Source organism: Pseudomonas sp. IT-196MI5 (assembly GCF_949767415.1).
Classification (GTDB): domain Bacteria; phylum Pseudomonadota; class Gammaproteobacteria; order Pseudomonadales; family Pseudomonadaceae; genus Aquipseudomonas.
Map to the genome: position 1 here is coordinate 383,557 of NZ_CATKPZ010000022.1, position 21,122 is coordinate 404,678.

Here is a 21,122-nt window from a genome sequence, read left to right on the forward strand (position 1 = left end):
GAGTGAGCCGTTAGAGGTCAGCCAACGTCGACACCAGAATCGCCTTGATGGTGTGCATGCGGTTTTCCGCTTGCTCGAAGGCGATGCAGGCCGGCGACTCGAACACGTCATCGGTCACTTCGATGCCGTTGCTCAGGTGCGGGTACTGCTCGGCAATCTGTTTGCCGATCTTGGTGTCGCAGTTGTGGAACGCCGGCAGGCAGTGCATGAACTTGGTGCGCGGGTTGCCGGTGGCCTTCATCAGTTCGGCGTTAACCTGATACGGCAGCAATTGCTGGATGCGCTCGGCCCAGGCTTCGACCGGTTCGCCCATCGACACCCAGACGTCGGTGTGGATGAAGTCCACGCCCTTGACCGCCGCTTTCGGGTCTTCGGTGAGGGTGATGCGCGCGCCGCTTTCTTCTGCGTATTGCTTGCAGCGAGCCACCAGGTCGTCCGCCGGCCACAGGGCTTTCGGGGCGCAGATGCGCACGTCCATGCCGAGCTTGGCGCCGATCAGCAGCAGCGAGTTGCCCATGTTGTTACGGGCATCACCGAGGTAGGCGTAGCTGATTTCGTGGATGGGCTTGTCGGCGTGTTCACGCATGGTCAGCACGTCGGCGATCATTTGCGTTGGGTGGTATTCATCGGTCAGGCCGTTGAACACCGGCACACCGGCGAACTTGGCCAGTTCCTCGACGATTTCCTGCTTGAAGCCACGGTACTCGATGGCATCGTACATGCGCCCAAGCACACGGGCGGTGTCCTTCATGCTTTCCTTGTGGCCGATCTGCGAGGAGTTCGGGTCGATGTAGGTGACGTTGGCGCCCTGGTCATAGGCTGCAACTTCGAACGCACAGCGGGTGCGGGTCGAGGTCTTTTCGAAGATCAGCGCGATGTTATTGCCCTTGAGATGCTGCTGTTCGGTGCCGGTGTACTTGGCACGCTTGAGGTCGCGGGACAGGTCGAGCAGGTAGCGCAATTCGCGAGGGGTGTGGTGTTCCAGGCTCAGCAGATTGCGGTTATGAATATTGAACGCCATTTTGGATCTCCCAAGGTGAACAGGTTAGTAGTCAATCGGATCGCGGATGATCGGGCAGGTCATGCAATGGCCGCCGCCCCGGCCGCGACCGAGTTCGCCGGCGCTGATGGTGATGACTTCCACCCCGGCTTTGCGCAGCAAGGTATTGGTGTAGGTATTGCGGTCGTAGCCGATGACCACGCCTGGCTCCACGGCCACCACGTTGTTGCCGTCGTCCCATTGCTCGCGTTCGGCGGCGAAGCTGTTGCCGCCGGTTTCCACTACGCGCAGGGCCTTGAGATTGAGGGCCTGGGCCACGGTGTCGAGGAAGTTGGTTTCTTCGCGGCGGATGTCGATGCCGCCGGCCTTGCTTTCATCGGGACGCAGGGTGAAGGCGACAATCTGGTTCACCACTTCCGGGAAGATCGTGACGAGGTCGCGATCGCAGAAGCTGAACACGGTGTCCAGGTGCATCGCCGCGCGGGATTTCGGCAGGCCGGCGACGATGACTTTCTCGACGGCCTTGTTTTTGAACAGGTTCACTGCCAATTGCGCAATGGCCTGCCGCGACGAGCGTTCGCCCATGCCGATCAACACCACGCCGTTGCCGATCGGCATCACATCACCGCCCTCAAGGGTGGCGTTGCCATGGTCCTTGTCCGGGTCGCCGTACCAGATCTGGAAGTCGGCGTTGGTGAACGCGGGGTGGAATTTGTAGATGGCGGTGGTCAGCAGGGTTTCCTGACGGCGCGCCGGCCAGTACATCGGGTTGAGGGTGACGCCACCGTAGATCCAGCAGGTGGTATCGCGGGTGAACTGGGTGTTGGGCAGCGGCGGCAGGATGAAGCTGGAGTGGCCGAGGAAGTCGCGAAACATCTCGATGGCCTTGCCACCGAAACTGGTGGGCAAATCGTCGCCCGAGACACCACCGATCAGGAACTCGGCAATCTTGCGCGGCTCCAGGCTGCGCAGCCACGAGGCGGTTTCGTTGATCAGGCCCAGGCCCACCGAGTTGGCGGTGATCTTGCGCTCCAGGATCCAGTCCAGGGCTTCGGGGATGGCAACGATGTCCGTCAGCAGGTTGTGCATTTCCAGCACATCGATGTTGCGTTCGCGCATCTTGGTGACGAAGTCGAAGTGGTCACGCTTGGCCTGGGCCACCCACAGCACGTCATCGAACAGCAGTTCATCGCAGTTGTTCGGGGTCAGCCGCTGATGGGCCAAGCCTGGGGAGCAAACCATGACTTTACGCAGTTTGCCGGCTTCGGAATGGACGCCGTACTTAACTTTTTCCGTGGTCATTACAGTGATCCTCCAGATGACAAAACAAGGGAGTTAAAGAGTCAGGAAGCCGTCATAGAGACCGTAGGCCGCCACCACGGCGCCCACGACCACTGCAGCGAAAATCAGCTTCTCGACGTTGGTGAAAATCGGTTTGCCGACTTCCAGCTTGGCCTTGGCGAACAGGATCACGCCGGGGGCGTAGAGCAGGGCGGACAGCAGCAGGTATTTGGTGCCGCCGGCGTACAGCAGCCAGATCGCGTAGATCAGGGCCACGGCGCCGATGAGCAGATCCTTCTGCCGTTCGCCTGTCGCGCCTTCGTAGCTTTCGCCACGCACCGCCAACAGCAACGCGTAGGCCGCCGACCACAGGTAAGGCACCAGGATCATCGAGGTGGCGAGGTAGATCAGCGACAGGTAAGTGCTGGCCGAGAACAGCGTGATGATCAGGAAAACCTGCACCATGGCGTTGGTCAGCCACAGGGCGTTGACCGGTACATGGTTGGCGTTTTCCTTGCGCAAAAACGCCGGCATGGTGTGGTCCCTGGCGGCGGCGAACATGATCTCCGCGCACAACAGCACCCACGACAGCAACGCCCCCAGCAACGAGATGATCAAACCGACGCTGATCAGCACCGCGCCCCAGTGACCGACCACGTGCTCCAGCACGGCGGCCATCGACGGGTTCTGCAGTTTGGCCAGTTCCGGCTGGGTCATGATCCCCAGCGACAGCACATTGACCAGCACCAAAAACAGCAGCACGGTGACGAAGCCGATCACGGTGGCCTTACCCACATCGCTGCGTTTTTCCGCCCGGGCCGAAAAAATGCTCGCCCCTTCGATGCCGATGAACACCCACACGGTGACCAGCATCATCTTGCGCACCTGGTCCATCACGCTGCCCAGGTCCGGGTTCTTCAGGCCCCAGATGTCGGCGGTGAAGATGTCCAGTTTGAAGGCGAACAACGCAATCAACATGAACAGCAGCAGCGGCACGATCTTGGCGACGGTGGTCACCAGGTTGATGAACGCTGCTTCCTTTATTCCTCGCAGTACGAGGAAATGTACGGCCCAGAGCAGCACCGAGGCGCCGATCACGGCAGCAGGGGTATTGCCCTCCCCAAATAGCGGAAAGAAGTAGCCGAGCGTGCTGAACAGCAAGACGAAGTAACCGACGTTGCCCAGCCAGGCACTGATCCAGTATCCCCAGGCGGACGAGAAGCCCATGTAGTCGCCGAAACCGGCCTTGGCGTAGGCGTAAACCCCGCCATCAAGATCGGGTTTGCGGTTGGCCAGGGTCTGGAACACGAACGCCAGGGTGAGCATGCCGACGGCGGTGATCGCCCAACCGATCAGAATGGCGCCGACATCGGCACTGGCGGCCATGTTTTGTGGCAAGGAAAAGATCCCGCCACCAATCATCGAACCCACGACTAACGCAACCAGCGCGCCGAGTTTCAGTTTTCCGGGAGCTTCAGACATTGCATGACTCCAATGCAGGAGAAGAGAGGCAACAGACTAATTCTGTTGGCTATCCAATCAGCTGACTTAGATCACTAAATGAGAGCGTTCCCGGGTTGTTGGCGGAGTGCCATCATTTACAAGGCGGCTGCCTGTAACGCCTGTTCTAGAGGCTTTTGCAGGTTTTTAAGAACTTTTTAGCATTTGTTTCGAATTATGACGCTAGTTGGTTTTTCAAAATCTGCAAATTTTATTCATGCATTTTTTGTACTGAATTGATGTATTAAAAAGACGTATAAAACAAATGATTATATCGGTGTAAAAATAGCCATTTTGTGCAAGTAAAAAAGAAGCTTGTTGGCGTTATCCAATAAACGTTATTACTCTCCATCAGTTTAGTTGACGCCCGTTATGTGACGACTTCGCGGCAGTTGCCGCCGCCAAAAATGGAGATGCAACGATGTCGCAATCACCGAACAAGCTTCGCCTGAGCGCATTGATCGCGTTGGTGGTGGGTCTGTGAAGTTGTTGCTGGCGTACCAGCCACCCTATGACTGGCCGGCGCTGCTCGGATTTTTGTCGGCGCGGGCGATTGTCGGGTTGGAAACGGTGGTCGACGGTGTGTATTCGCGCAGCATCGGTTTGAACGGTGCTTGCGGTATGTTCTCGATCCAGCCTGGCACCTCGGATGCCCTTGAGTTGACCCTGGATTTTCCTGATCCGGGCGCCATCCCTGCAATCGTCGCAAGCGTGCGGCGGATGTTTGATCTGGACGCCGACCTGTCCACGATTCACCGGCACCTGGCAGTTGATCCGCTGCTGGCGCGGCTGATTGCCGAGCACCCCGGGCTGCGTGTGCCGGGGGCGTGGGATGGCCTGGAGTTGGCGATCCGCGCGGTGCTGGGGCAGCAGATTACAGTGGCGGCGGCGATCAAACTGGCGGGCAAACTCGTAGCGCAGTACGGCACGCCATTGCATTCACGGTTGCCGGGGTTGACCCATGTGTTCCCTGAGGTCAGCGTTTTGGCTGGCGCAGATCTGGCTGCGTTGGGCATGCCGAAAAGCCGAGGCCGGACGCTGTCGGGGGTGGCCCAGGCATTACTCGATGATCCGCGGTTGTTCGAGCCCGGTCGAGAGGGAGGCGTAGCGCGGTTATTGGCCTTGCACGGAATTGGTGACTGGACGGCGCAATACATTGCGTTGCGACAGTTACGGGAGATGGATGGATTTCCCAATGGCGACGTGGGGTTGATCAATGCGTTGGCGGCACTGGAGGGTGGGCGGGTGACAGCCAGGCAGCTGTTGTTGCGGGCTGAAGGGTGGCGGCCTTATCGAGGGTATGCGGCGCAGGTGCTGTGGACTTCTTTGAGTCGGGCGGACTGAGCTGATCCGGAATTTGTGTTGCGGTTTCTGGCGCCATCGCGAGCAGGCTCGCTCCTACAGTTGACCGAGTTCTAGCTGACGACCGCGATCAAATGTGGGAGCGAGCCTGCTCGCGATAGCTATCTAAAAGTCACCACCACTGTGCGGGATGTGAACCCAATTCTGTGGCCGGAAGCGTCCATTGCAATGGCGTCGCTGTGATCTTCAAAGGAGCGTGCAACCGATGCGCCGGCCCCCACGGCGTCTGCTCCACCTTCAACCCCTGATCCTGCTCATCTTCCGTACGTAACGCTTCACTCGTCCCTGGCCCATGCTCGATCAACAACCTCGCCGTACGCGCCAACGACAACCGGGCCGATCCCCCCATCCCGCTGCTCAAATGTCCTGCCAACAACCTGATCGCACTGGCCGCCATCAAATACCCGGTGGCGTGATCGAGGGCCTGCACCGGCAACGGTGTCGGCTTGTCCGCCTGTTTCCAGCGCATGCCCGCTTCGGCAATGCCACTGCTCATCTGCACCAGGCTGTCGAAGCCCCGGCGGTTTTGCCAGGGGCCGCTCCAGCCGTAGGCGTTGAGGCAAACATCGATCAGGCCCGGGTTCAGTTGCCGGCGCTCACTCGTGCCGAAGCCAAGTCGCTCCAGTGCATCGGCACGATAGCCGTGGAGCAGAATGTCGGCATCCTTGAGCAGGCATTCGAATACGCCGCGGTCGGAGCTGTCGTTCAGATCAAGACGCGCACAGCGCTTTCCCAGCGTGACTTCCGGCACCACCCCCGGCTCGTTCCAGGTCGACGGATCGATGCGCAAGACATCGGCGCCCAGGCCAGCCAGAAAGCGGCTGGCGATGGGGCCGGCCAATACCCGGGTCAAATCCAGCACCTTGATGCCGGCCAGTGGTCGAGCCACTGAGCCTGTCCACGGTCTGCTGCCCTGGCCGGGGTGGTTGGTGAGTTGGATCAAGGGTTCGGCATTTACCGCCTGGCCTTGAGGATGGGTCTGCCATTGTTCCCAGGTACGCATTTCGGCGGCACAACCACCGGCATCGACCACCGCCTGCTCCAGCTCGCTTTTCGCCCATTGCGCCACTTGGTAAGCCATCGCTGCGCGGTCGGCACAGGCACCGAGCACGCTTTCGGCAGCGGCGCGATGGTGGGGCGCGTTGGTGTGCAGGCGAATCCAGCCGTCGCGGGTAGCGTAGTCACCGGCCACCGGGTCCCACAGCGGCGGAACGCTCCAGCCGATCGGGCGAATCGAGGTCGCGAACCAGAAGGACGCCAAACGCCGGTCAACTTCAAGATCGGGCAGGCCTCCGGATTGTTGGTGCAGCAGTTCGCTGGTGGCCTGGCCGGCAGCAGCGATGCTGGCGCAGGCCAGATCAGTGACGGCAAACGCCGAGGGCAGGGCGCCGCTGGACGTGAATGGAATCGGGGTGTGAGGCAAACCGAGTGCGGCTTGAATGGACGTGAGCAGATCAGTCATCGAAGGGCCCTCCGGAACGAGAGCCAGATCTTAGATCAAAAAATTCCAGGCCAGATGAAATCCATGTGGGAGCGAGCTTGCTCGCGATGACGGAATTACATTCAACATCAATGTTGATTGAAAGACCGCTATCGCGAGCAAGCTCGCTCCCACAGGGGGGAAGTGGTGCTTCTTAAACGCGGAACTGATCCATCAACGTCATCTGCCGGGTGGTCAGGGCGTTGAGCTGGCTGCTGATCTGTGCCGATTCGGTGGCCTGGCCGGTCAGGGTTTCGGTGACGGTGCGGATCGCCGAGACGTTGCGGTTGACCTCTTCGGCCACGGCGCTTTGCTGCTCGGCGGCGCTGGCGATTTGCAGGTTCATGTCGCTGATCACGGTGACTGCATCACTGATCTTGCTCAAGGCCTGGACCGCCTGCTGGATCTGCCCGGCATTGCTGTGGGCCTGGGTCTGGCTTGAATGCATGGTGGCGACCACGCCGCGGGTGCCGCTCTGGATACGTTCGATCACCAGGCGAATTTCTTCCACCGAATCCTGGGTGCGTTTGGCCAGGTTGCGCACTTCATCGGCCACCACCGCAAAGCCGCGACCGCTCTCGCCGGCACGGGCGGCTTCAATCGCCGCGTTGAGAGCCAGCAGGTTGGTTTGTTCGGCGATGCTGCGAATCACCTCCAGCACCGAACCGATCTGCTCGCTGTTGACCGCGAGGGCTTCGACTTCGGTCACGGCCTTGCTGACCTCTTCGGCCAGTTGATTGATATCGCGGGTGCTGCGCTCGATGATCGACAGGCCGTCGCGGGCCGATTGGTCGGCACCCTTGGCAGCGTTGGCGGCGTTCGAGGCGCTGTTGGCGACATCGTGGGCGGTGGCGCTCATCTCGTTGGACGCCGTGGCGACCTGGTCGATTTCGCGGAATTGCACCTGCATGCCTTCGCTGGTCTGACGGGCGATTTCTGAAGACTGGTCGGCGGTGCCGCGGGCATCGGTGATGCTTTGCTTGATCTGCGCGATGGTCGGTTGCAGCTTGTCGAGGAAGCGGTTGAACCAGCTCACCAGTTCGCCCAGTTCGTCCTGCTTGCTGTAGTGCAGGCGCTGGGTCAGGTCGCCGTCGCCACTGGCAATCGCCTTGAGCATGTCGGCCACGCTGTTGATCGGGCGGGTCACGCCGGACGCGGTAAGCCACATCAGCAACAGCCCGAGCAGGCCGGCAATCACCGCCACCGAGAGCGCCTTGAGCGTACCGCTTTGCTGGGCATCGTCGAGCACCGCTTGCAGCTTCACCGAATCGGCCAGCAGCACTTGTCTGGGCAGGTCGATCACCACGGCCCAGGCCTTGGCATCGGCAATCGGGCTGACCGGGTACACCGCACGGATCAGGTCGCCTTGCTGGAGAATCTTCGGTGCACCGCTACCGAGCAATTGCAGGATGTCCTTGCCATCGGCGCCCAGGGTGTCGCCGATGTTCTTGCCGACTTTACCGGCATCGACACTGTAGGCGGCCAGCACGCCAGTGCCGGAAACGATCAGCATGTGCCCGGCACTGTTGAACAGGTCGCGCTGGGAGTTGACCGCCGCCGCTTGCAGGGCGTCGAGGGCGATGTCGATACCGACCACGCCGATGGACTTGCCATCCACCAGCAGCGGTACGGAAATGGTGGTCATCAACACTTCCTTGCCGCCGACCGTATCGGCGTAGGGGTCGAGCAGGCAGGTGCGCTTGCTGTCCCGAGGGCAGGTGTACCAGACGTTGTACGGCGTGCCACTGAGGTTCAGGGTGGTTTTGGTCATGTCCTCTTCGACCATGATCGTGTTCAGCGACTCACCCCCGGCGCGGCTCCAGTAGGTGGCGAAACGGCCGTTCTCGTTGGACCGGCGCGCGGCGTCGTTGGCGAATTCGCTGTCCTTGCCGTCCAGGCCGTTGGGTTCGAACGCCAGCCAGATACCCAACACTTTGCTGTTGCGCTCGAACGCGGTTTTCAGGCTCAGGTTCAATTCCTCACGCAAAGCGCCGGGCTCAAGCGAGCGTTTGGCGGCCAGGGTGCGCATGTCCTTGATCTGATCGGCCAGGGCGGTCACCACCGTCAGGGTTTCACCGAACGTCTTCTGCACCCGCACCGCTTGCTCGGCGGCCTTGGCCTGGAGCAGGTCCTGCACACTGGCGGTGAGCATTGCACTGCTGGAATCGTTGACCAGGTCATCGTTCTGACTGGTCTGGTAGATGTTCATGCCCACTATCAAGGCGACTACACCCAGCAGGCACAGACCGGACAGCAGGACGATTTTCAGGCGGATGGACAGTGAGTCGAACATAGGGCGAACTCGCGAATGGATGAAGTGTTGGCTGTGGGCCACTGCGGCTCACTCGCTAAGTCCGTTTAGCGCCGATCAATGCACATCGGCGTGGCGCTGAGGTTGCATGAGGAGTAACTCGACGAACGGTAGTGGTTGAACGTTTGCGCAGGAGAATGTGCCGAAAGGGCGGTTAAAACGAGGAAAAATCGCGGATGGGTGCTGATCAATATTGCATCGACGCCCAGAAGGGGGGGCTTTAAATGAAACTCACGAAATACATATGTACCGCTTCTCATTAAGGACGGACCGATTAAATGCAGATGCCACCTCGGTGGAACGCTTCTGGAAGTTTTGGCTTCTGGCATCTGACATTAAATAATGAGAAGACCTTATGTGGATTACTTACTTTAGAGGGACTGGGTTGCACTCGGTGTTGTTGTTTTGGGGGATTTTATTGGCGGCAGGTGCGGCTCCTGCGATGTCTTTTCTGAACTCGGCAGCTGTTTCGGGTATCGCGTCCCAAATAACCCCGGCGGCCATGGTACTGCCAGACAAACTGAACACCCTCAAGGAAAGTCTGGCTGACGAAGCGGATGTGAAGCAATACAGCTTCATGGCGGTACGGGGGCAGGATGTGTGGATCCGTGCGAGTGGGACTGAAGGCAGGCCGTTGACACTGGAATACAATCGACATGGCACATGGGCCGTAATCCCTTGGGGTGTACCCTTTACGGTGTCTGGCTTACAGCCGAATGAGGAGGTTCAGGTTCGTATCTCGAAGAAACCGTCTGCCCCATTCGTGGCAGGTGATATCTACAAGCTCGAGTTTGGCTCAGCGCCTTATTACGCCGACAGTCGCGTCCAGGGCGATACCGGTGATCTGCGGCACTACTGGGCGACTACGCAGGCCTACAGAGTCTTGAACTGGTCGGTGCGGTTGAGGGATTCAACCGGGCAACCGCTCGAAGGTGCTACAGCTACCTTGATATTGAACAAGGGGACGGGTGATCGAAGGCACGATCTTATAACGGACAACACTGGTAGCGCTGCGCAAGCCCTTGAGTTGGGCGGGTGTTATGGCCAGTTGAAGTCTGATCCTTTCTGGACCAGCAGTGGCAAGTATCGCTATAAGTGGGAAGCTGAATACAATCTGGGGCATTGGTCGATTCAGGTTCAAGACAAAGAGGATTCGGGGGTGGGAGGTTACAACGTGCCGAATGTTTCATTTGCTCAGATCTGCTATCAACAGATGTTGCTTTTTTAGGTCTGTCATGTTCCCGGCAAAGCGCTTATGCACACTCGCTTTGCCGGGCTTTATCAAGCGATCAGGCCTCGATGTGCAGCCCCTGCTTTCTCTCGCTCGGCTCCTTCTCGGCCTTTTTATGCAATTGGTCCAGCCAGGAATCTGTACTTCTCAGGTCAAGCGCACCTTTGTTCAGCAATAATCCATAGTCAATCATCTTGTGGAAGTTGCTCAGGTCCAGTGTCACCTTGCCCTCGAACTGCGGCTTATCCCGCTTGACCAGTTCGATCACGGCCTTGGCGTGCTTGAGGGTCAAGGGTTGCAAGCCTTTGGCCTCGTTCAACAGGGCATTCAATATTTCCTCATCCCTGGCAGTCAGGGTGTTGGGCGGTGAAGTGACTTTCAGTTGACCGTCTTCGGTCACGGTGAAGCCCATTGGCTTATTGGCCAGGCCAGACCATTTGCTCTGCAGATCTTTTTTGAAATTGGAGTAAATCCCTTCCAATTCACGGAGCATATCTCCTGCGCGGAGTTCGTTACCCCAAAGGATTACAGCTCTAAAACCCTTTATCTCATGACGTAGCCCACCAAGCCTTTCGTCTGGATCGTTCACACTTAAAAATTCCTCCAGCTCATCCAGGTTTTCGCTGGTGATATCTTTCTGACTAGGGGACCGGAGTTTCTCGATGGTCGACCACACCCTTTGCTCATTCATTACCGAGCCTTCGACTTGTTTCTCGGGTTGGGCGTTTTCCGTGTTCACCCTCATTGCTTGCGGGTACGGAAATCGAAAATATGCAGCGTCACTTACATTCATGTCAGCTTCTCGTTGTGGGGTTTCATGGTGCTTAACGGCCAAACCCGGTCATGGATGACCTGATAAACACGTAGGAGAAATCCGAACAGGAAGTAGGTACTTTCAAGTGTGCTGTTGTCGGCTGTTACAGGGTGGTTTGAAAAGACTTCAGGTGACTTGCGGCAGTGACTCCGGTCGTGACCAGATCTACAGATTGCCCAGCCAGGCACTCAGGCGCGGCGAACTGCGCGCCGCAGTACATTTACGCACGACCCTGCAAATAGGTCGCGTAATCGGGAATCCGATGGGTGTGCGCCTGATCCATCAGCGGGCTGCTGAGCAGGTAGTCGGCGCTGCATTCGTTGCACGCCACCGGGATATTCCACACTGCTGCGACGCGCAGCAATGCCTTGATATCCGGGTCGTGGGGTTGAGGTTCGAACGGGTCCCAGAAAAACACCAGCATATCGACCCGCTGCTCGGCGATTTGCGCACCGAGCTGTTGGTCTCCGCCCAGCGGACCGCTGATCATGCTCTCCACGGGCAGGTCGAGGCGTTGTTGCAACAACAACCCCGTGGTGCCGGTGGCGACCAGATCATGTTGGGCCAGTCTGTCTTTTTGCCGTTCGGCCCAGTCCAGCAAGAACACCTTGCAGTGGTCATGGGCGACCAGGGCGATACGCTTGCGCGCCGCCAGGGTCTTTTGTGTAAAGCTGATGCCGATCATGGGTTGCTCCATAGACAGAAGACGATCTCGAGGACACCCCCCGACTTGTAGGAGCCGGCTTGCCGGCGAAGGCGGTCTTGAGGACGTCTTCGCTGCGATGCGGCGACCCGACAAGCCAGCGCCTACAGAATCGGGTATGGCATTAGCTTATTCAGCGTTGCACAGCGCCAGGCAGTTATCGAGCATGCGGTTGGAGAAGCCCCACTCGTTGTCGTACCACGCCAGTACCTTGAGCAGTTTGCCGCTGGCCTTGGTGTGGTTGGCGTCGAAGATCGACGACAGCGGGTTGTGGTTGAAGTCGCTGGAGACCAGCGGCAGGGTGTTGTAGCCAAGGATCTTCGAGTGCTGGCTGGCTTCTTTCAGCAGCGCATTGACCTCATCGGCCGACGCTTCGCGCTTGAGCTGCACGGTCAGGTCCACCAGCGACACATTGATCACCGGTACGCGCACCGACATGCCGGTCAATTTGCCCGCCAGTTCCGGCAGCACCAGGCCCACCGCTTCGGCAGCACCGGTCTTGCTCGGGATCATGTTCTGGGTGGCCGAACGGGCGCGGTACGGGTCGACGTGATAGACGTCGGTCAAGTGCTGGTCGTTGGTATAGGCATGAATGGTGGTCATCAGACCGCTTTCGATGCCCAGCTCGCGGTGCAGCACCTGGGCCACCGGGGCCAGGCAGTTGGTGGTGCACGACGCGTTGGAAATAATCTGGTGCGATTGGCGCAGAATGTCGTGGTTCACCCCGTAAACCACGGTAGCGTCGGCGCCTTTGGCCGGGGCCGAAATGATCACTTTGCGGGCGCCGGCCGTAATATGCGCGGCGGCTTTGGCCCGGTCGGTGAACAGACCGGTGCATTCGAACACGACATCAATTTTTTCCGCGGCCCAGGGCAGGTCGGCCGGGTTGCGGATGGCGCTGACCGAAATGCGGTCGCCGTTGACCGTCAGGCTCTCCTGGTCGTGCTGAACATCAGCATCGAACGTGCCGTGAACGGTGTCGTACTTGAGTAGATGAGCATTGATCGCGCTGTCGCCCAGGTCGTTGATGGCGACGATCTGCAGATCCTGACGGTAGCCTTGGGTATAGAGTGCGCGAAGGACATTGCGGCCGATGCGGCCAAAACCATTGATTGCGATTCGAAGAGTCATATTGCGGCGCTACCGTCGTTTTGTTGTTGGAATTACAAGATTATTCGTAAAAAAATAGAAAACAAGCCTTTTTGATGGCAATATTTTGTTCGATCTACAACGAGTGACCTGAATCAACTGGTCCGAATGGTCAAACAAACCGTTTGTCATCCCATCGACACCGGCCTTTGATCAGCATAGACAATCAGGTCGCCACATCCGTTAGCCTGGAGTTCTACACATGCATCCCCGCGTCCTTGAGGTCACTGAACGGCTTATCGCCCGCAGCCGCGCCACGCGTGAGGCCTACCTTGCATTGATCCGCGGTGCGGCCAGCGACGGTCCGATGCGCGGCAAGCTGCAATGCGCCAACTTTGCCCACGGCGTGGCCGGTTGCGGCAGCGACGACAAGCACAGCCTGCGGATGATGAACTCCGCCAACATCGCGATAGTTTCGTCATATAACGACATGCTCTCGGCGCACCAGCCGTACGAAGTCTTTCCCGAGTTGATCAAAAAGGCCCTGCGCGAGATCGGCTCCGTCGGCCAGTTCGCCGGTGGCACCCCGGCGATGTGCGATGGCGTGACCCAGGGCGAACCGGGCATGGAACTGAGCCTGCCGAGCCGCGAGGTGATCGCGTTGTCCACGGCCGTGGCGCTGTCCCACAACATGTTCGATGGCGCACTGCTGCTCGGCATCTGCGACAAGATCGTGCCGGGCCTGATGATGGGCGCGCTGCGCTTCGGCCATCTGCCGATGATCTTCGTGCCGGGTGGGCCGATGGTCTCGGGCATTTCCAACAAGCAGAAAGCCGACGTGCGCCAGAAGTACGCCGAAGGCAAGGCGACCCGCGAAGAGCTGCTGGAATCGGAAATGAAGTCCTACCACAGCCCTGGCACCTGCACCTTCTACGGCACCGCCAACACCAACCAGTTGCTGATGGAAGTCATGGGCCTGCACCTGCCGGGCTCGTCCTTCGTCAACCCGAACACGCCGTTGCGCGATGCCTTGACCCGCGAAGCCGCGCACCAGGTCACGCGCCTGACCAAGCAGAACGGCGACTTCATGCCGATCGGCGAAATCGTCGACGAGCGTTCGCTGGTCAACTCGATTGTCGCGCTGCACGCCACCGGTGGCTCGACCAACCACACCTTGCACATGCCGGCCATCGCCATGGCGGCGGGCATTCAACTGACCTGGCAGGACATGGCCGACCTCTCCGAAGTCGTGCCGACCCTGAGCCACGTCTACCCGAACGGCAAAGCCGACATCAACCACTTCCAGGCGGCGGGCGGCATGTCGTTCCTGATCCGCGAACTGCTGGAAGCCGGGTTGCTCCACGAAAACGTCAACACCGTGATGGGCCATGGCCTGAGCCGCTACACCCAGGAACCGTTCCTCGACAATGGCCAGCTGGTGTGGCGTGAAGGCGTGACCGACAGCCTCGATGAAAGCATCCTGCGTCCGGTCGCCCGTGCGTTCTCGGCAGAGGGTGGCCTGCGGGTGATGGAAGGCAACCTCGGTCGCGGTGTGATGAAAGTCTCCGCCGTGGCCGTGGAAAACCAGATCGTCGAAGCGCCGGCCATGGTGTTCCAGGATCAGCAGGACCTGGCCGATGCCTTCAAGGCCGGTTTGCTGGAGAAGGACTTTGTCGCGGTGATGCGCTTCCAGGGCCCGCGCTCCAACGGTATGCCGGAACTGCACAAGATGACGCCGTACCTCGGTGTGTTGCAGGACCGTGGCTTCAAGGTGGCGCTGGTAACGGATGGGCGCATGTCCGGCGCGTCGGGTAAAATTCCGGCGGCCATTCACGTCAGTCCCGAAGCCTATGTCGGTGGCGCTTTGGCGCGGGTGCAAGAGGGCGATATCATCCGCGTCGATGGCGTCAAAGGCACCCTGGAGCTTAAGGTGGACGCCGAAGAATTTGCAGCGCGCACGCCGGCCAAGGGCCTGTTGGGCAACAACATCGGCACCGGTCGCGAGCTGTTTGGTTTCATGCGCATGGCCTTCAGCTCGGCGGAGCAGGGCGCCAGCGCCTTCACTTCTGCCCTGGAGACGCTTAATTGAAACTGGCTTTGGTCGGTGACATCGGTGGGACCAACGCACGTTTCGCGTTGTGGAAAAACCAGCAACTAGAAAGCGTCCAGGTGCTGGCAACGGCGGACCATGCCAGCCCAGAGGAGGCGATCAGCCTCTACCTGAGCGGGCTCGGTCTGGCGCCGGGTTCGATCGGCTCGGTGTGCCTGTCGGTGGCCGGTCCCGTCAGCGGCGATGAATTCAAGTTCACCAACAATCACTGGCGCCTGAGCCGCAAGGGTTTCTGCCAGACCTTGCAGGTCGAGCAGCTGTTGCTGGTCAACGACTTCTCGGCCATGGCCCTGGGCATGACCCGTTTGCAGCCTGGCGAATTTCGCGTGGTCTGCGAAGGCACGCCGGAGCCGTTGCGTCCGGCGGTGGTGATTGGTCCGGGCACGGGCCTGGGTGTCGGCACCTTGCTCGATCTCGGCGAAGGGCGTTTTGCCGCGTTGCCCGGCGAAGGCGGTCACGTCGATTTGCCGCTGAGCAGTCCACGGGAAACCCAACTCTGGCAGCACATCTTCAACGAAATCGGTCATGTCAGCGCCGAAACAGCCTTGAGTGGCGGTGGCTTGCCCCGTGTCTACCGGGCGATCTGCGCGGTGGACGGGCACACGCCGGTGCTCGACACGCCGGAAGCCATCACCGCTGCCGGGCTGGCGGGCGACCCGATTGCCGTGGAAGTGCTCGAGCAGTTCTGCTGCTGGCTCGGGCGCGTGGCCGGCAACAACGTGCTGACCACCGGTGGGCGTGGTGGCGTGTACATCGTGGGTGGGGTGATTCCGCGGTTTGCCGATTTCTTCCTCGAAAGCGGTTTCGCCCGGTGCTTCGCCGACAAGGGATGCATGAGCGATTACTTCAAGGGGATTGCGGTGTGGTTGGTGACGGCGCCGTATTCGGGCCTTGTCGGAGCGGGAGTAGCGCTCGAACAATCCACCCCGACTTGAAACCCGATCACCTGTAGGAGCGAGCCTGCTCGCGATGGACGTCAACGATAACGCGTGCTTTCTGAATGCACGCGGTGCCTTCAAGTCCATCGCGAGCAGGCTCGCTCCTACAGTGGTTCTGTAGTGTTTGTAAAATCAGCGCTTAAGGCATAATCCGCCCAATTCAAACAACAAGGACGCCGCCCGTGAGCTCAGTCAACAAATCGATTTTGTTGGTCGATGACGATCAAGAGATACGCGAGTTGCTGGACACCTACCTGACCCGCGCCGGTTTCCAGGTGCGGGCCACCGCCGATGGCGCCGGTTTTCGCCAGGCGCTGAACGACGCGCCGGCCGATCTGGTGATCCTTGATGTGATGCTGCCCGACGAAGACGGCTTCAGCCTGTGTCGCTGGATTCGCCAGCACCCACGCCAGGCCCAGGTGCCGATCATCATGCTCACCGCCAGTTCCGACGAAGCCGACCGCGTCATCGGCCTGGAACTGGGTGCCGACGATTATCTGGGCAAACCGTTCAGCCCACGGGAGTTGCAGGCGCGGATCAAGGCATTGCTGCGCCGCGCGCAGTTCGGTCAGGAGCGTAGTGGCGGTGAGGTGCTGGCCTTCGATGACTGGCGGCTGGACATGGTCAGCCATCGGCTGTTTCACATCGACGGCGAAGAGGTGATTCTCTCGGGCGCCGACTTTGCGCTGCTGAAGCTGTTCCTCGATCACCCGCAGGAAATCCTCGACCGCGACACCATCGGCAACGCCACCCGTGGCCGCGATTTGATGCCCCTCGATCGCATCGTCGACATGGCAGTCAGCCGGTTGCGCCAGCGCCTGCGCGACACCGAAAAACCGCCACGGCTGATTCGCACCGTGCGCGGCAGTGGCTACCAATTGGCAGCCAATGTGGTTGCCAGCAATGGCCACTAAGCTATTGCGCAAGCTCGCCGCCAAGGTGCCGATGCCGCGTTCGCTGCTCGGGCGGATGTTGCTGTTGACCCTGCTGGCGGTGTTGTTCGCCCAAGCGTTGTCGAGCGTGATCTGGGTGTCGCAACTGCGCGCCACGCAGCTCGAGGGCCTGGTCACCAGCGCCCGCAGCCTGGCCCATTCAATGACCGCCAGCGTCAGTTATTTTCGTTCGTTGCCGGTGGCGTACCGGCCGCTGGTGCTCGACCAGTTGCGCAGCATGGGTGGCACCCGGTTCGTGGTGACGCTCAACGACAAACCCCTGGGCATGGAAGTACTGCCCATCACCCCGCGCAAAGAGGCAGTGCTCAAAGCGGTGGATGAAGTACTGCGCCAGTCCCTCGGCCAGGACACGGTCATCTCGGTGACCTTCGTCAGCCCGCAAGACCTGCGCATCTTCAATGGCGGCCTGAAGCTCGATGAGCTGCCACGCTCCTGGGCGCACTACGCGCTGACTCTGGAGCCGGTGAACCCGCCGGTGCTGGTCACGCAGATCCAGATGGCGCCGGGCGAATGGCTGTACATCGCCTCGCTGTTGCCCGAACCCTACACCAGCCTTGAAGAGCAGGGCCTGCCGGCCCAGCAGGTGTGGTTCATCGTCCTGACCAGCAGCTTTTTGCTGTTGTTCATCGGCCTGCTGGTGCACTGGCAGAGTCGTCCGCTCAAGCGCCTGGCGCGGGCGGCGCGGGATCTGTCGTTGGGGGCCGACGTGGAACCGGTGGCCGAAGGCGGGGGCAGCGAAGTGGTTGAGGTCGGGCGCGCCTTCAACACCATGCGCGAGCGCATCAGTCGTTACCTGACCGAGCGCAGCCAGTTGTTCAGCGCCATTTCACACGACTTGCGCACGCCGATCACCCGTTTGCGCCTGAGGGTCGAATTGCTCGAAGACGAAACATTGCAAACCAAGTTCGGGCGGGACCTGGACGAGCTCGAATTGCTGGTCAAGGGCGCGTTGCAATGCGTGAAAGACACCGATATCCACGAGAACATCGAGCCGGTGGACCTCAACCATGTGCTCGACTGCCTGGTGGAGCCCTATCTCGCGCCGAACGGTAACGGCCGCGTGACCCAGCAGGGGCGGGCGCTGGCGGCCTATCCGGGGAAACCGCTGGCGCTCAAGCGCTGCATTGGCAACCTGATCGACAATGCGTTGAAGTACGGGCAGAACGCGCACCTGCACATCGATGACGACGAAAGCGCGTTCGTCCTGCACGTCGATGATGAAGGGCCGGGCGTGCCGGAGCAGCGGCTGGAGCAGGTGTTCGAACCGCACTTTCGCCTGGCCGGGCAGCAACAGGGTTATGGGTTGGGGCTGGGGATCGCCCGCAACATTGCCCATAGCCATGGCGGTGAGGTGACTCTGCAAAACCTGCGTGAGGGCGGGTTGCGGGTGACCCTGCAGTTGCCCCGTTCAGTAGATTGACACCGACCCTGTGGCGAGGGAGCTTGCTCCCGCTGGACTGCGCAGCAGTCCCTCTTTTGGGGGCGCTTCGCACCCCAGCGGGAGCAATCTCCCTCGCCACAAACATCACTCACCATACAAATGTCACAACTCAGTGACATAACCCACCCCCTTCGTTACAAGCCCGCCTGCGTCCGTTGTTTATGCTGCCCCACAGTCATAACAACAAAAAAGGTACGCCATGGACACCTTCCAACCGGCATTCAGCAGTTGGCTGAACGCACCTGCCCATCAGCAATGGCTCGCCACCGAGGGCTTATGCCTGCTGGCCTTCGCCAAGGCTTCGAAGCTGTCTGAAGGCTTCGGCAACCTCGATGAAAAAGGTCGCCTCCCGGCTGATGCGCAAGCCCAGACCATGAACACCGCGCGCATGACCCACAGCTTCGCCATGGCTCATATTCAGGGCTTGCCGGGTTTTGCCGAACTGGTCGATCACGGTGTTGCGGCCCTGCGCGGGCCATTGCGTGATGCGCTGCATGGCGGCTGGTTCGCGGCCGCCGAACATCGCGATGGCAACACCGGCAAGAATGCCTACCTGCATGCTTTCGTGGCGTTGGCCGCCAGTTCTGCGGTGGTCGCGCAACGTCCCGGTGCACAAGCCTTGCTCGATGATGCGATCGACATCATCGACACCTATTTCTGGAGTGAGGAGGAGGGCACGCTGCGCGAGTCCTTCAACCGCGACTGGAGCGAGGAGGAGGCGTACCGGGGCGCCAACAGCAACATGCACGCCACCGAAGCCTTCCTCGCCCTGGCCGATGTCACTGAAGACAACCGCTGGCTGAGCCGCGCCCAACGGATTGTCGAGCGAGTGATCCATGGTCACGCCGCCGCCAACGATTACCTGGTGATCGAGCATTTCGACCGCGACTGGCAGCCGCTGCGGGATTACAACCGCGACAATCCGGCCGACGGCTTCCGCCCCTATGGCACCACCCCGGGCCATGGATTCGAGTGGGCGCGATTGCTGCTGCATCTCGAAGCATCGCGAGTGAGAGCGGGGATGCTCACGCCGGGCTGGCTGGTCACCGACGCGCAAAAACTCTTCGAGCACAATTGCCGTCACGGCTGGAGCATCGACGGCGCGCCGGGGATTGTCTACACCCTGGACTGGGACAACAAAGCGGTGGTCCGCCATCGCCTGCACTGGACCCATTGCGAAGCCAGTGCTGCCGCCAGCGCGCTACTCAAACGCACCGGTGAAGAGCAGTACGAGCACTGGTACCGACTGTTCTGGGAATTTTGTGACAGTCATTTCATCGACCGCGAAGGCGGCAGCTGGCATCACGAACTCAACCCGCAAAACCGCCCGAGTGCCGATATCTGGCCCGGCAAACCTGACCTTTACCACGCGTGGCAAGCCGTGCTGATTCCGCGCCTGGCGCTGGCGCCGAGCATGGCCACGGCGCTGGCGCAGTTGTCCCAGAGCGGTTCTATGTAACCATGCGGTGACATTCACGCATCCCTTCGTTACCTGCGAGGGGATATCCCCTGTTTAAACTCCTATGCAGCGCAAGCAATAGACTTGCATGCATAACAACAAGAAAGGTGCTCCTGGATGAATGCGATTTCTCGCCTCGCTACTGTCATTTCTCTCGCTTCCCTGTCTGCGCTCCCCCTCAGTGTGCTTGCCGCCGAATCCAAAGGTTCCGTTGAAGTCGTTCACTGGTGGACTTCCGGTGGTGAAAAAGCAGCAGTCGATGTCCTGAAGGCTCAAGTCGAAAAAGACGGCTTCACCTGGAAGGACGGCGCAGTCGCCGGTGGCGGCGGTTCCACGGCCATGACCGTACTCAAAAGTCGCGCCGTAGCCGGCAACCCGCCGGGCGTTGCCCAGATCAAAGGTCCGGACATCCAGGAGTGGGGCAGTACTGGCCTGCTCAGCACCGACGCGCTGAAAGAAGTCGCCAAGTCGGAAAACTGGGATGGCCTGCTGTCGAAGAAAGTCTCCGACACCGTGAAGTACGAAGGTGACTACGTCGCCGTGCCGGTGAACATCCACCGCGTCAACTGGCTGTGGATCAACCCGCAAGTGTTCAAGAAAGCCGGGATCGAAAAGGCCCCGACCACCCTCGAAGAATTCTATGCCGCCGGCGACAAGCTCAAAGCCGCCGGCTTCATCGCGCTCGCCCACGGCGGTCAGCCTTGGCAGGACAGCACCGTGTTCGAAGACGTGGTGCTCTCGGTCATGGGCGCCGACGGTTACAAGAAAGCCCTGGTCGACCTGGACCAGAAAACCCTGTCCGGCCCGCAGATGACCCAGTCGTTCGCCGAGCTGAAAAAGATCACCGGCTACATGGACCCGAACCGTGCCGGTCGTGACTGGAACATCGCCGCCGCCGACGTCATCAGTGGCAAGGCCGGCATGCAGATGATGGGCGACTGGGCGAAAAGCGAGTGGACTGCGGCGAAGAAAGTCGCCGGCAAGGACTACCTGTGCGTAGCGTTCCCGGGCACTGAAAAAGCCTTCACCTACAACATCGACTCCCTGGCGGTGTTCAAGCTCAAGGCCGATCGCAAGGGCGACATCGCTGCCCAGCAAGACCTGGCCAAAGTGGCGCTGGGCACCGACTTCCAGAAAGTCTTCAGCATGAACAAGGGTTCGATCCCGGTGCGTAACGACATGCTGAACGAAATGGACAAACTCGGCTTCGACGAGTGCGCCCAGAAATCGGCGAAGGACTTCATCGCCGACGACAAGACCGGCGGCCTGCAACCGAGCATGGCGCACAACATGGCCACTTCCCTGGCTGTGCAGGGTGCGATCTTCGATGTGGTCACCAACTTCATGAACGACAAGGACGCAGACCCGGCCAAGGCCAGCGCCCAACTGGCCTCGGCTGTCAAAGCGGCCCAGTAATTCGTGACCGGCCGCAGGCAGGTCCTGCGGCAAA

16 protein-coding genes and 1 pseudogene are annotated in these 21,122 nt (G+C 60.1%); 8 read left to right on the plus strand and 9 right to left on the minus strand.

The features are described from left to right. Window positions 1-10: 10 nt before the first annotated feature. Genes ACM6IK_RS16080 through arcD form a run of 3 tightly spaced genes read right to left on the minus strand, consistent with a single transcriptional unit; the run spans window position 11 to window position 3,763 of the window. Complete coding sequence (locus ACM6IK_RS16080; RefSeq protein WP_108215111.1) at window positions 11-1,021, minus strand: ornithine carbamoyltransferase; 1,011 nt, start codon at window positions 1,019-1,021, stop codon at window positions 11-13. Between the two features lie 24 nt (window positions 1,022-1,045). Next, entirely contained in the window at window positions 1,046-2,302 is a 1,257-nt protein-coding gene (arcA, locus tag ACM6IK_RS16085) for an arginine deiminase (RefSeq protein WP_414875104.1), read from the minus strand. 33 nt (window positions 2,303-2,335) lie between these two features. Continuing rightward, window positions 2,336-3,763, minus strand: coding sequence for an arginine-ornithine antiporter (gene arcD, locus ACM6IK_RS16090; protein ID WP_414875105.1), 1,428 nt, complete (start codon window positions 3,761-3,763; stop codon window positions 2,336-2,338). A gap of 498 nt (window positions 3,764-4,261) precedes the next feature. On the opposite strand from arcD, the gene ACM6IK_RS16095 reads away from it, so the two are divergent. Next, window positions 4,262-5,125: a DNA-3-methyladenine glycosylase family protein gene (locus ACM6IK_RS16095; RefSeq protein WP_414875106.1), complete on the plus strand. Its 864-nt coding sequence runs from the start codon at window positions 4,262-4,264 to the stop codon at window positions 5,123-5,125. 130 nt (window positions 5,126-5,255) lie between these two features. Here ACM6IK_RS16095 and ACM6IK_RS16100 read toward each other — a convergent pair whose 3' ends face one another. The 3 genes and pseudogenes from ACM6IK_RS16100 to ACM6IK_RS16110 all read right to left on the minus strand — a co-directional run. Further along, window positions 5,256-6,605 (minus strand): CoA transferase, encoded by a 1,350-nt coding sequence (locus ACM6IK_RS16100; protein WP_414875107.1) that lies wholly within the window; start codon window positions 6,603-6,605, stop codon window positions 5,256-5,258. Window positions 6,606-6,777: 172 nt separating this feature from the next. Next, window positions 6,778-7,533: a methyl-accepting chemotaxis protein gene (locus ACM6IK_RS16105; protein ID WP_414875261.1), complete on the minus strand. Its 756-nt coding sequence runs from the start codon at window positions 7,531-7,533 to the stop codon at window positions 6,778-6,780. 102 nt (window positions 7,534-7,635) lie between these two features. Beyond that, window positions 7,636-8,916 (minus strand): annotated as a pseudogene (locus ACM6IK_RS16110) (HAMP domain-containing protein); the annotation flags it as partial. Between the two features lie 373 nt (window positions 8,917-9,289). Here ACM6IK_RS16110 and ACM6IK_RS16115 point away from each other — a divergent pair. Then, window positions 9,290-10,162 (plus strand): hypothetical protein, encoded by an 873-nt coding sequence (locus ACM6IK_RS16115; RefSeq protein WP_414875108.1) that lies wholly within the window; start codon window positions 9,290-9,292, stop codon window positions 10,160-10,162. Window positions 10,163-10,223: 61 nt separating this feature from the next. On the opposite strand, the gene ACM6IK_RS16120 is transcribed toward ACM6IK_RS16115, so the two are convergent. The 3 genes from ACM6IK_RS16120 to gap all read right to left on the minus strand — a co-directional run bounded on the left by ACM6IK_RS16120 (window position 10,224) and on the right by gap (window position 12,813). Continuing rightward, entirely contained in the window at window positions 10,224-10,958 is a 735-nt protein-coding gene (locus ACM6IK_RS16120; RefSeq protein WP_414875109.1) for a hypothetical protein, read from the minus strand. A 241-nt stretch (window positions 10,959-11,199) separates the two neighbouring features. Further along, complete coding sequence (locus ACM6IK_RS16125; RefSeq protein ID WP_414875110.1) at window positions 11,200-11,664, minus strand: methylglyoxal synthase; 465 nt, start codon at window positions 11,662-11,664, stop codon at window positions 11,200-11,202. A 147-nt stretch (window positions 11,665-11,811) separates the two neighbouring features. Further along, window positions 11,812-12,813, minus strand: a complete 1,002-nt coding sequence (gene gap / locus ACM6IK_RS16130; RefSeq protein ID WP_414875111.1) for a type I glyceraldehyde-3-phosphate dehydrogenase — start codon at window positions 12,811-12,813, stop codon at window positions 11,812-11,814. Between the two features lie 220 nt (window positions 12,814-13,033). Here gap and edd point away from each other — a divergent pair, with 220 nt between their 5' ends. The 6 genes from edd (at window position 13,034) to ACM6IK_RS16160 (ending at window position 21,088) form a co-directional block, all read left to right on the plus strand. Further along, the gene (edd, locus tag ACM6IK_RS16135; protein ID WP_414875112.1) at window positions 13,034-14,860 is read left to right on the plus strand and encodes a phosphogluconate dehydratase; all 1,827 of its coding nucleotides are present in this window, start codon (window positions 13,034-13,036) and stop codon (window positions 14,858-14,860) included. Continuing rightward, complete coding sequence (locus ACM6IK_RS16140) at window positions 14,857-15,816, plus strand: glucokinase (RefSeq protein WP_414875113.1); 960 nt, start codon at window positions 14,857-14,859, stop codon at window positions 15,814-15,816. The genes edd and ACM6IK_RS16140 overlap by 4 nt, the downstream gene beginning before the upstream one ends. Before the next feature lie 185 nt (window positions 15,817-16,001). Beyond that, on the plus strand, window positions 16,002-16,733 hold the full coding sequence (locus tag ACM6IK_RS16145) for a response regulator (protein ID WP_414875114.1): 732 nt from the start codon (window positions 16,002-16,004) through the stop codon (window positions 16,731-16,733). Between the two features lie 31 nt (window positions 16,734-16,764). Then, window positions 16,765-18,192, plus strand: coding sequence for an ATP-binding protein (locus tag ACM6IK_RS16150; protein ID WP_414875262.1), 1,428 nt, complete (start codon window positions 16,765-16,767; stop codon window positions 18,190-18,192). A gap of 220 nt (window positions 18,193-18,412) precedes the next feature. Next, window positions 18,413-19,672, plus strand: coding sequence for an AGE family epimerase/isomerase (locus tag ACM6IK_RS16155; protein ID WP_414875115.1), 1,260 nt, complete (start codon window positions 18,413-18,415; stop codon window positions 19,670-19,672). A 117-nt stretch (window positions 19,673-19,789) separates the two neighbouring features. After that, window positions 19,790-21,088 carry an ABC transporter substrate-binding protein gene (locus ACM6IK_RS16160; RefSeq protein ID WP_414875116.1) on the plus strand — a complete coding sequence of 433 codons (1,299 nt, stop codon included), beginning with the start codon at window positions 19,790-19,792 and terminating at the stop codon, window positions 21,086-21,088. Window positions 21,089-21,122: the final 34 nt, after the last annotated feature.

Coding starts and splice junctions, on each gene's coding strand:
- ACM6IK_RS16080 (WP_108215111.1), bottom strand. CDS start 1,021: ATGGCGTTCAATATTCATAACCGCAATCTGCTGAGCCTGGAACACCAC.
- arcA (WP_414875104.1), bottom strand. CDS start 2,302: ATGACCACGGAAAAAGTTAAGTACGGCGTCCATTCCGAAGCCGGCAAA.
- arcD (WP_414875105.1), bottom strand. CDS start 3,763: ATGTCTGAAGCTCCCGGAAAACTGAAACTCGGCGCGCTGGTTGCGTTA.
- ACM6IK_RS16100 (WP_414875107.1), bottom strand. CDS start 6,605: ATGACTGATCTGCTCACGTCCATTCAAGCCGCACTCGGTTTGCCTCAC.
- ACM6IK_RS16105 (WP_414875261.1), bottom strand. CDS start 7,533: ATGCAGGTGCAATTCCGCGAAATCGACCAGGTCGCCACGGCGTCCAAC.
- ACM6IK_RS16115 (WP_414875108.1), top strand. CDS start 9,290: ATGTGGATTACTTACTTTAGAGGGACTGGGTTGCACTCGGTGTTGTTG.
- ACM6IK_RS16120 (WP_414875109.1), bottom strand. CDS start 10,958: ATGAATGTAAGTGACGCTGCATATTTTCGATTTCCGTACCCGCAAGCA.
- ACM6IK_RS16125 (WP_414875110.1), bottom strand. CDS start 11,664: ATGATCGGCATCAGCTTTACACAAAAGACCCTGGCGGCGCGCAAGCGT.
- gap (WP_414875111.1), bottom strand. CDS start 12,813: ATGACTCTTCGAATCGCAATCAATGGTTTTGGCCGCATCGGCCGCAAT.
- edd (WP_414875112.1), top strand. CDS start 13,034: ATGCATCCCCGCGTCCTTGAGGTCACTGAACGGCTTATCGCCCGCAGC.
- ACM6IK_RS16150 (WP_414875262.1), top strand. CDS start 16,765: ATGCCGCGTTCGCTGCTCGGGCGGATGTTGCTGTTGACCCTGCTGGCG.
- ACM6IK_RS16155 (WP_414875115.1), top strand. CDS start 18,413: ATGGACACCTTCCAACCGGCATTCAGCAGTTGGCTGAACGCACCTGCC.
- ACM6IK_RS16160 (WP_414875116.1), top strand. CDS start 19,790: ATGAATGCGATTTCTCGCCTCGCTACTGTCATTTCTCTCGCTTCCCTG.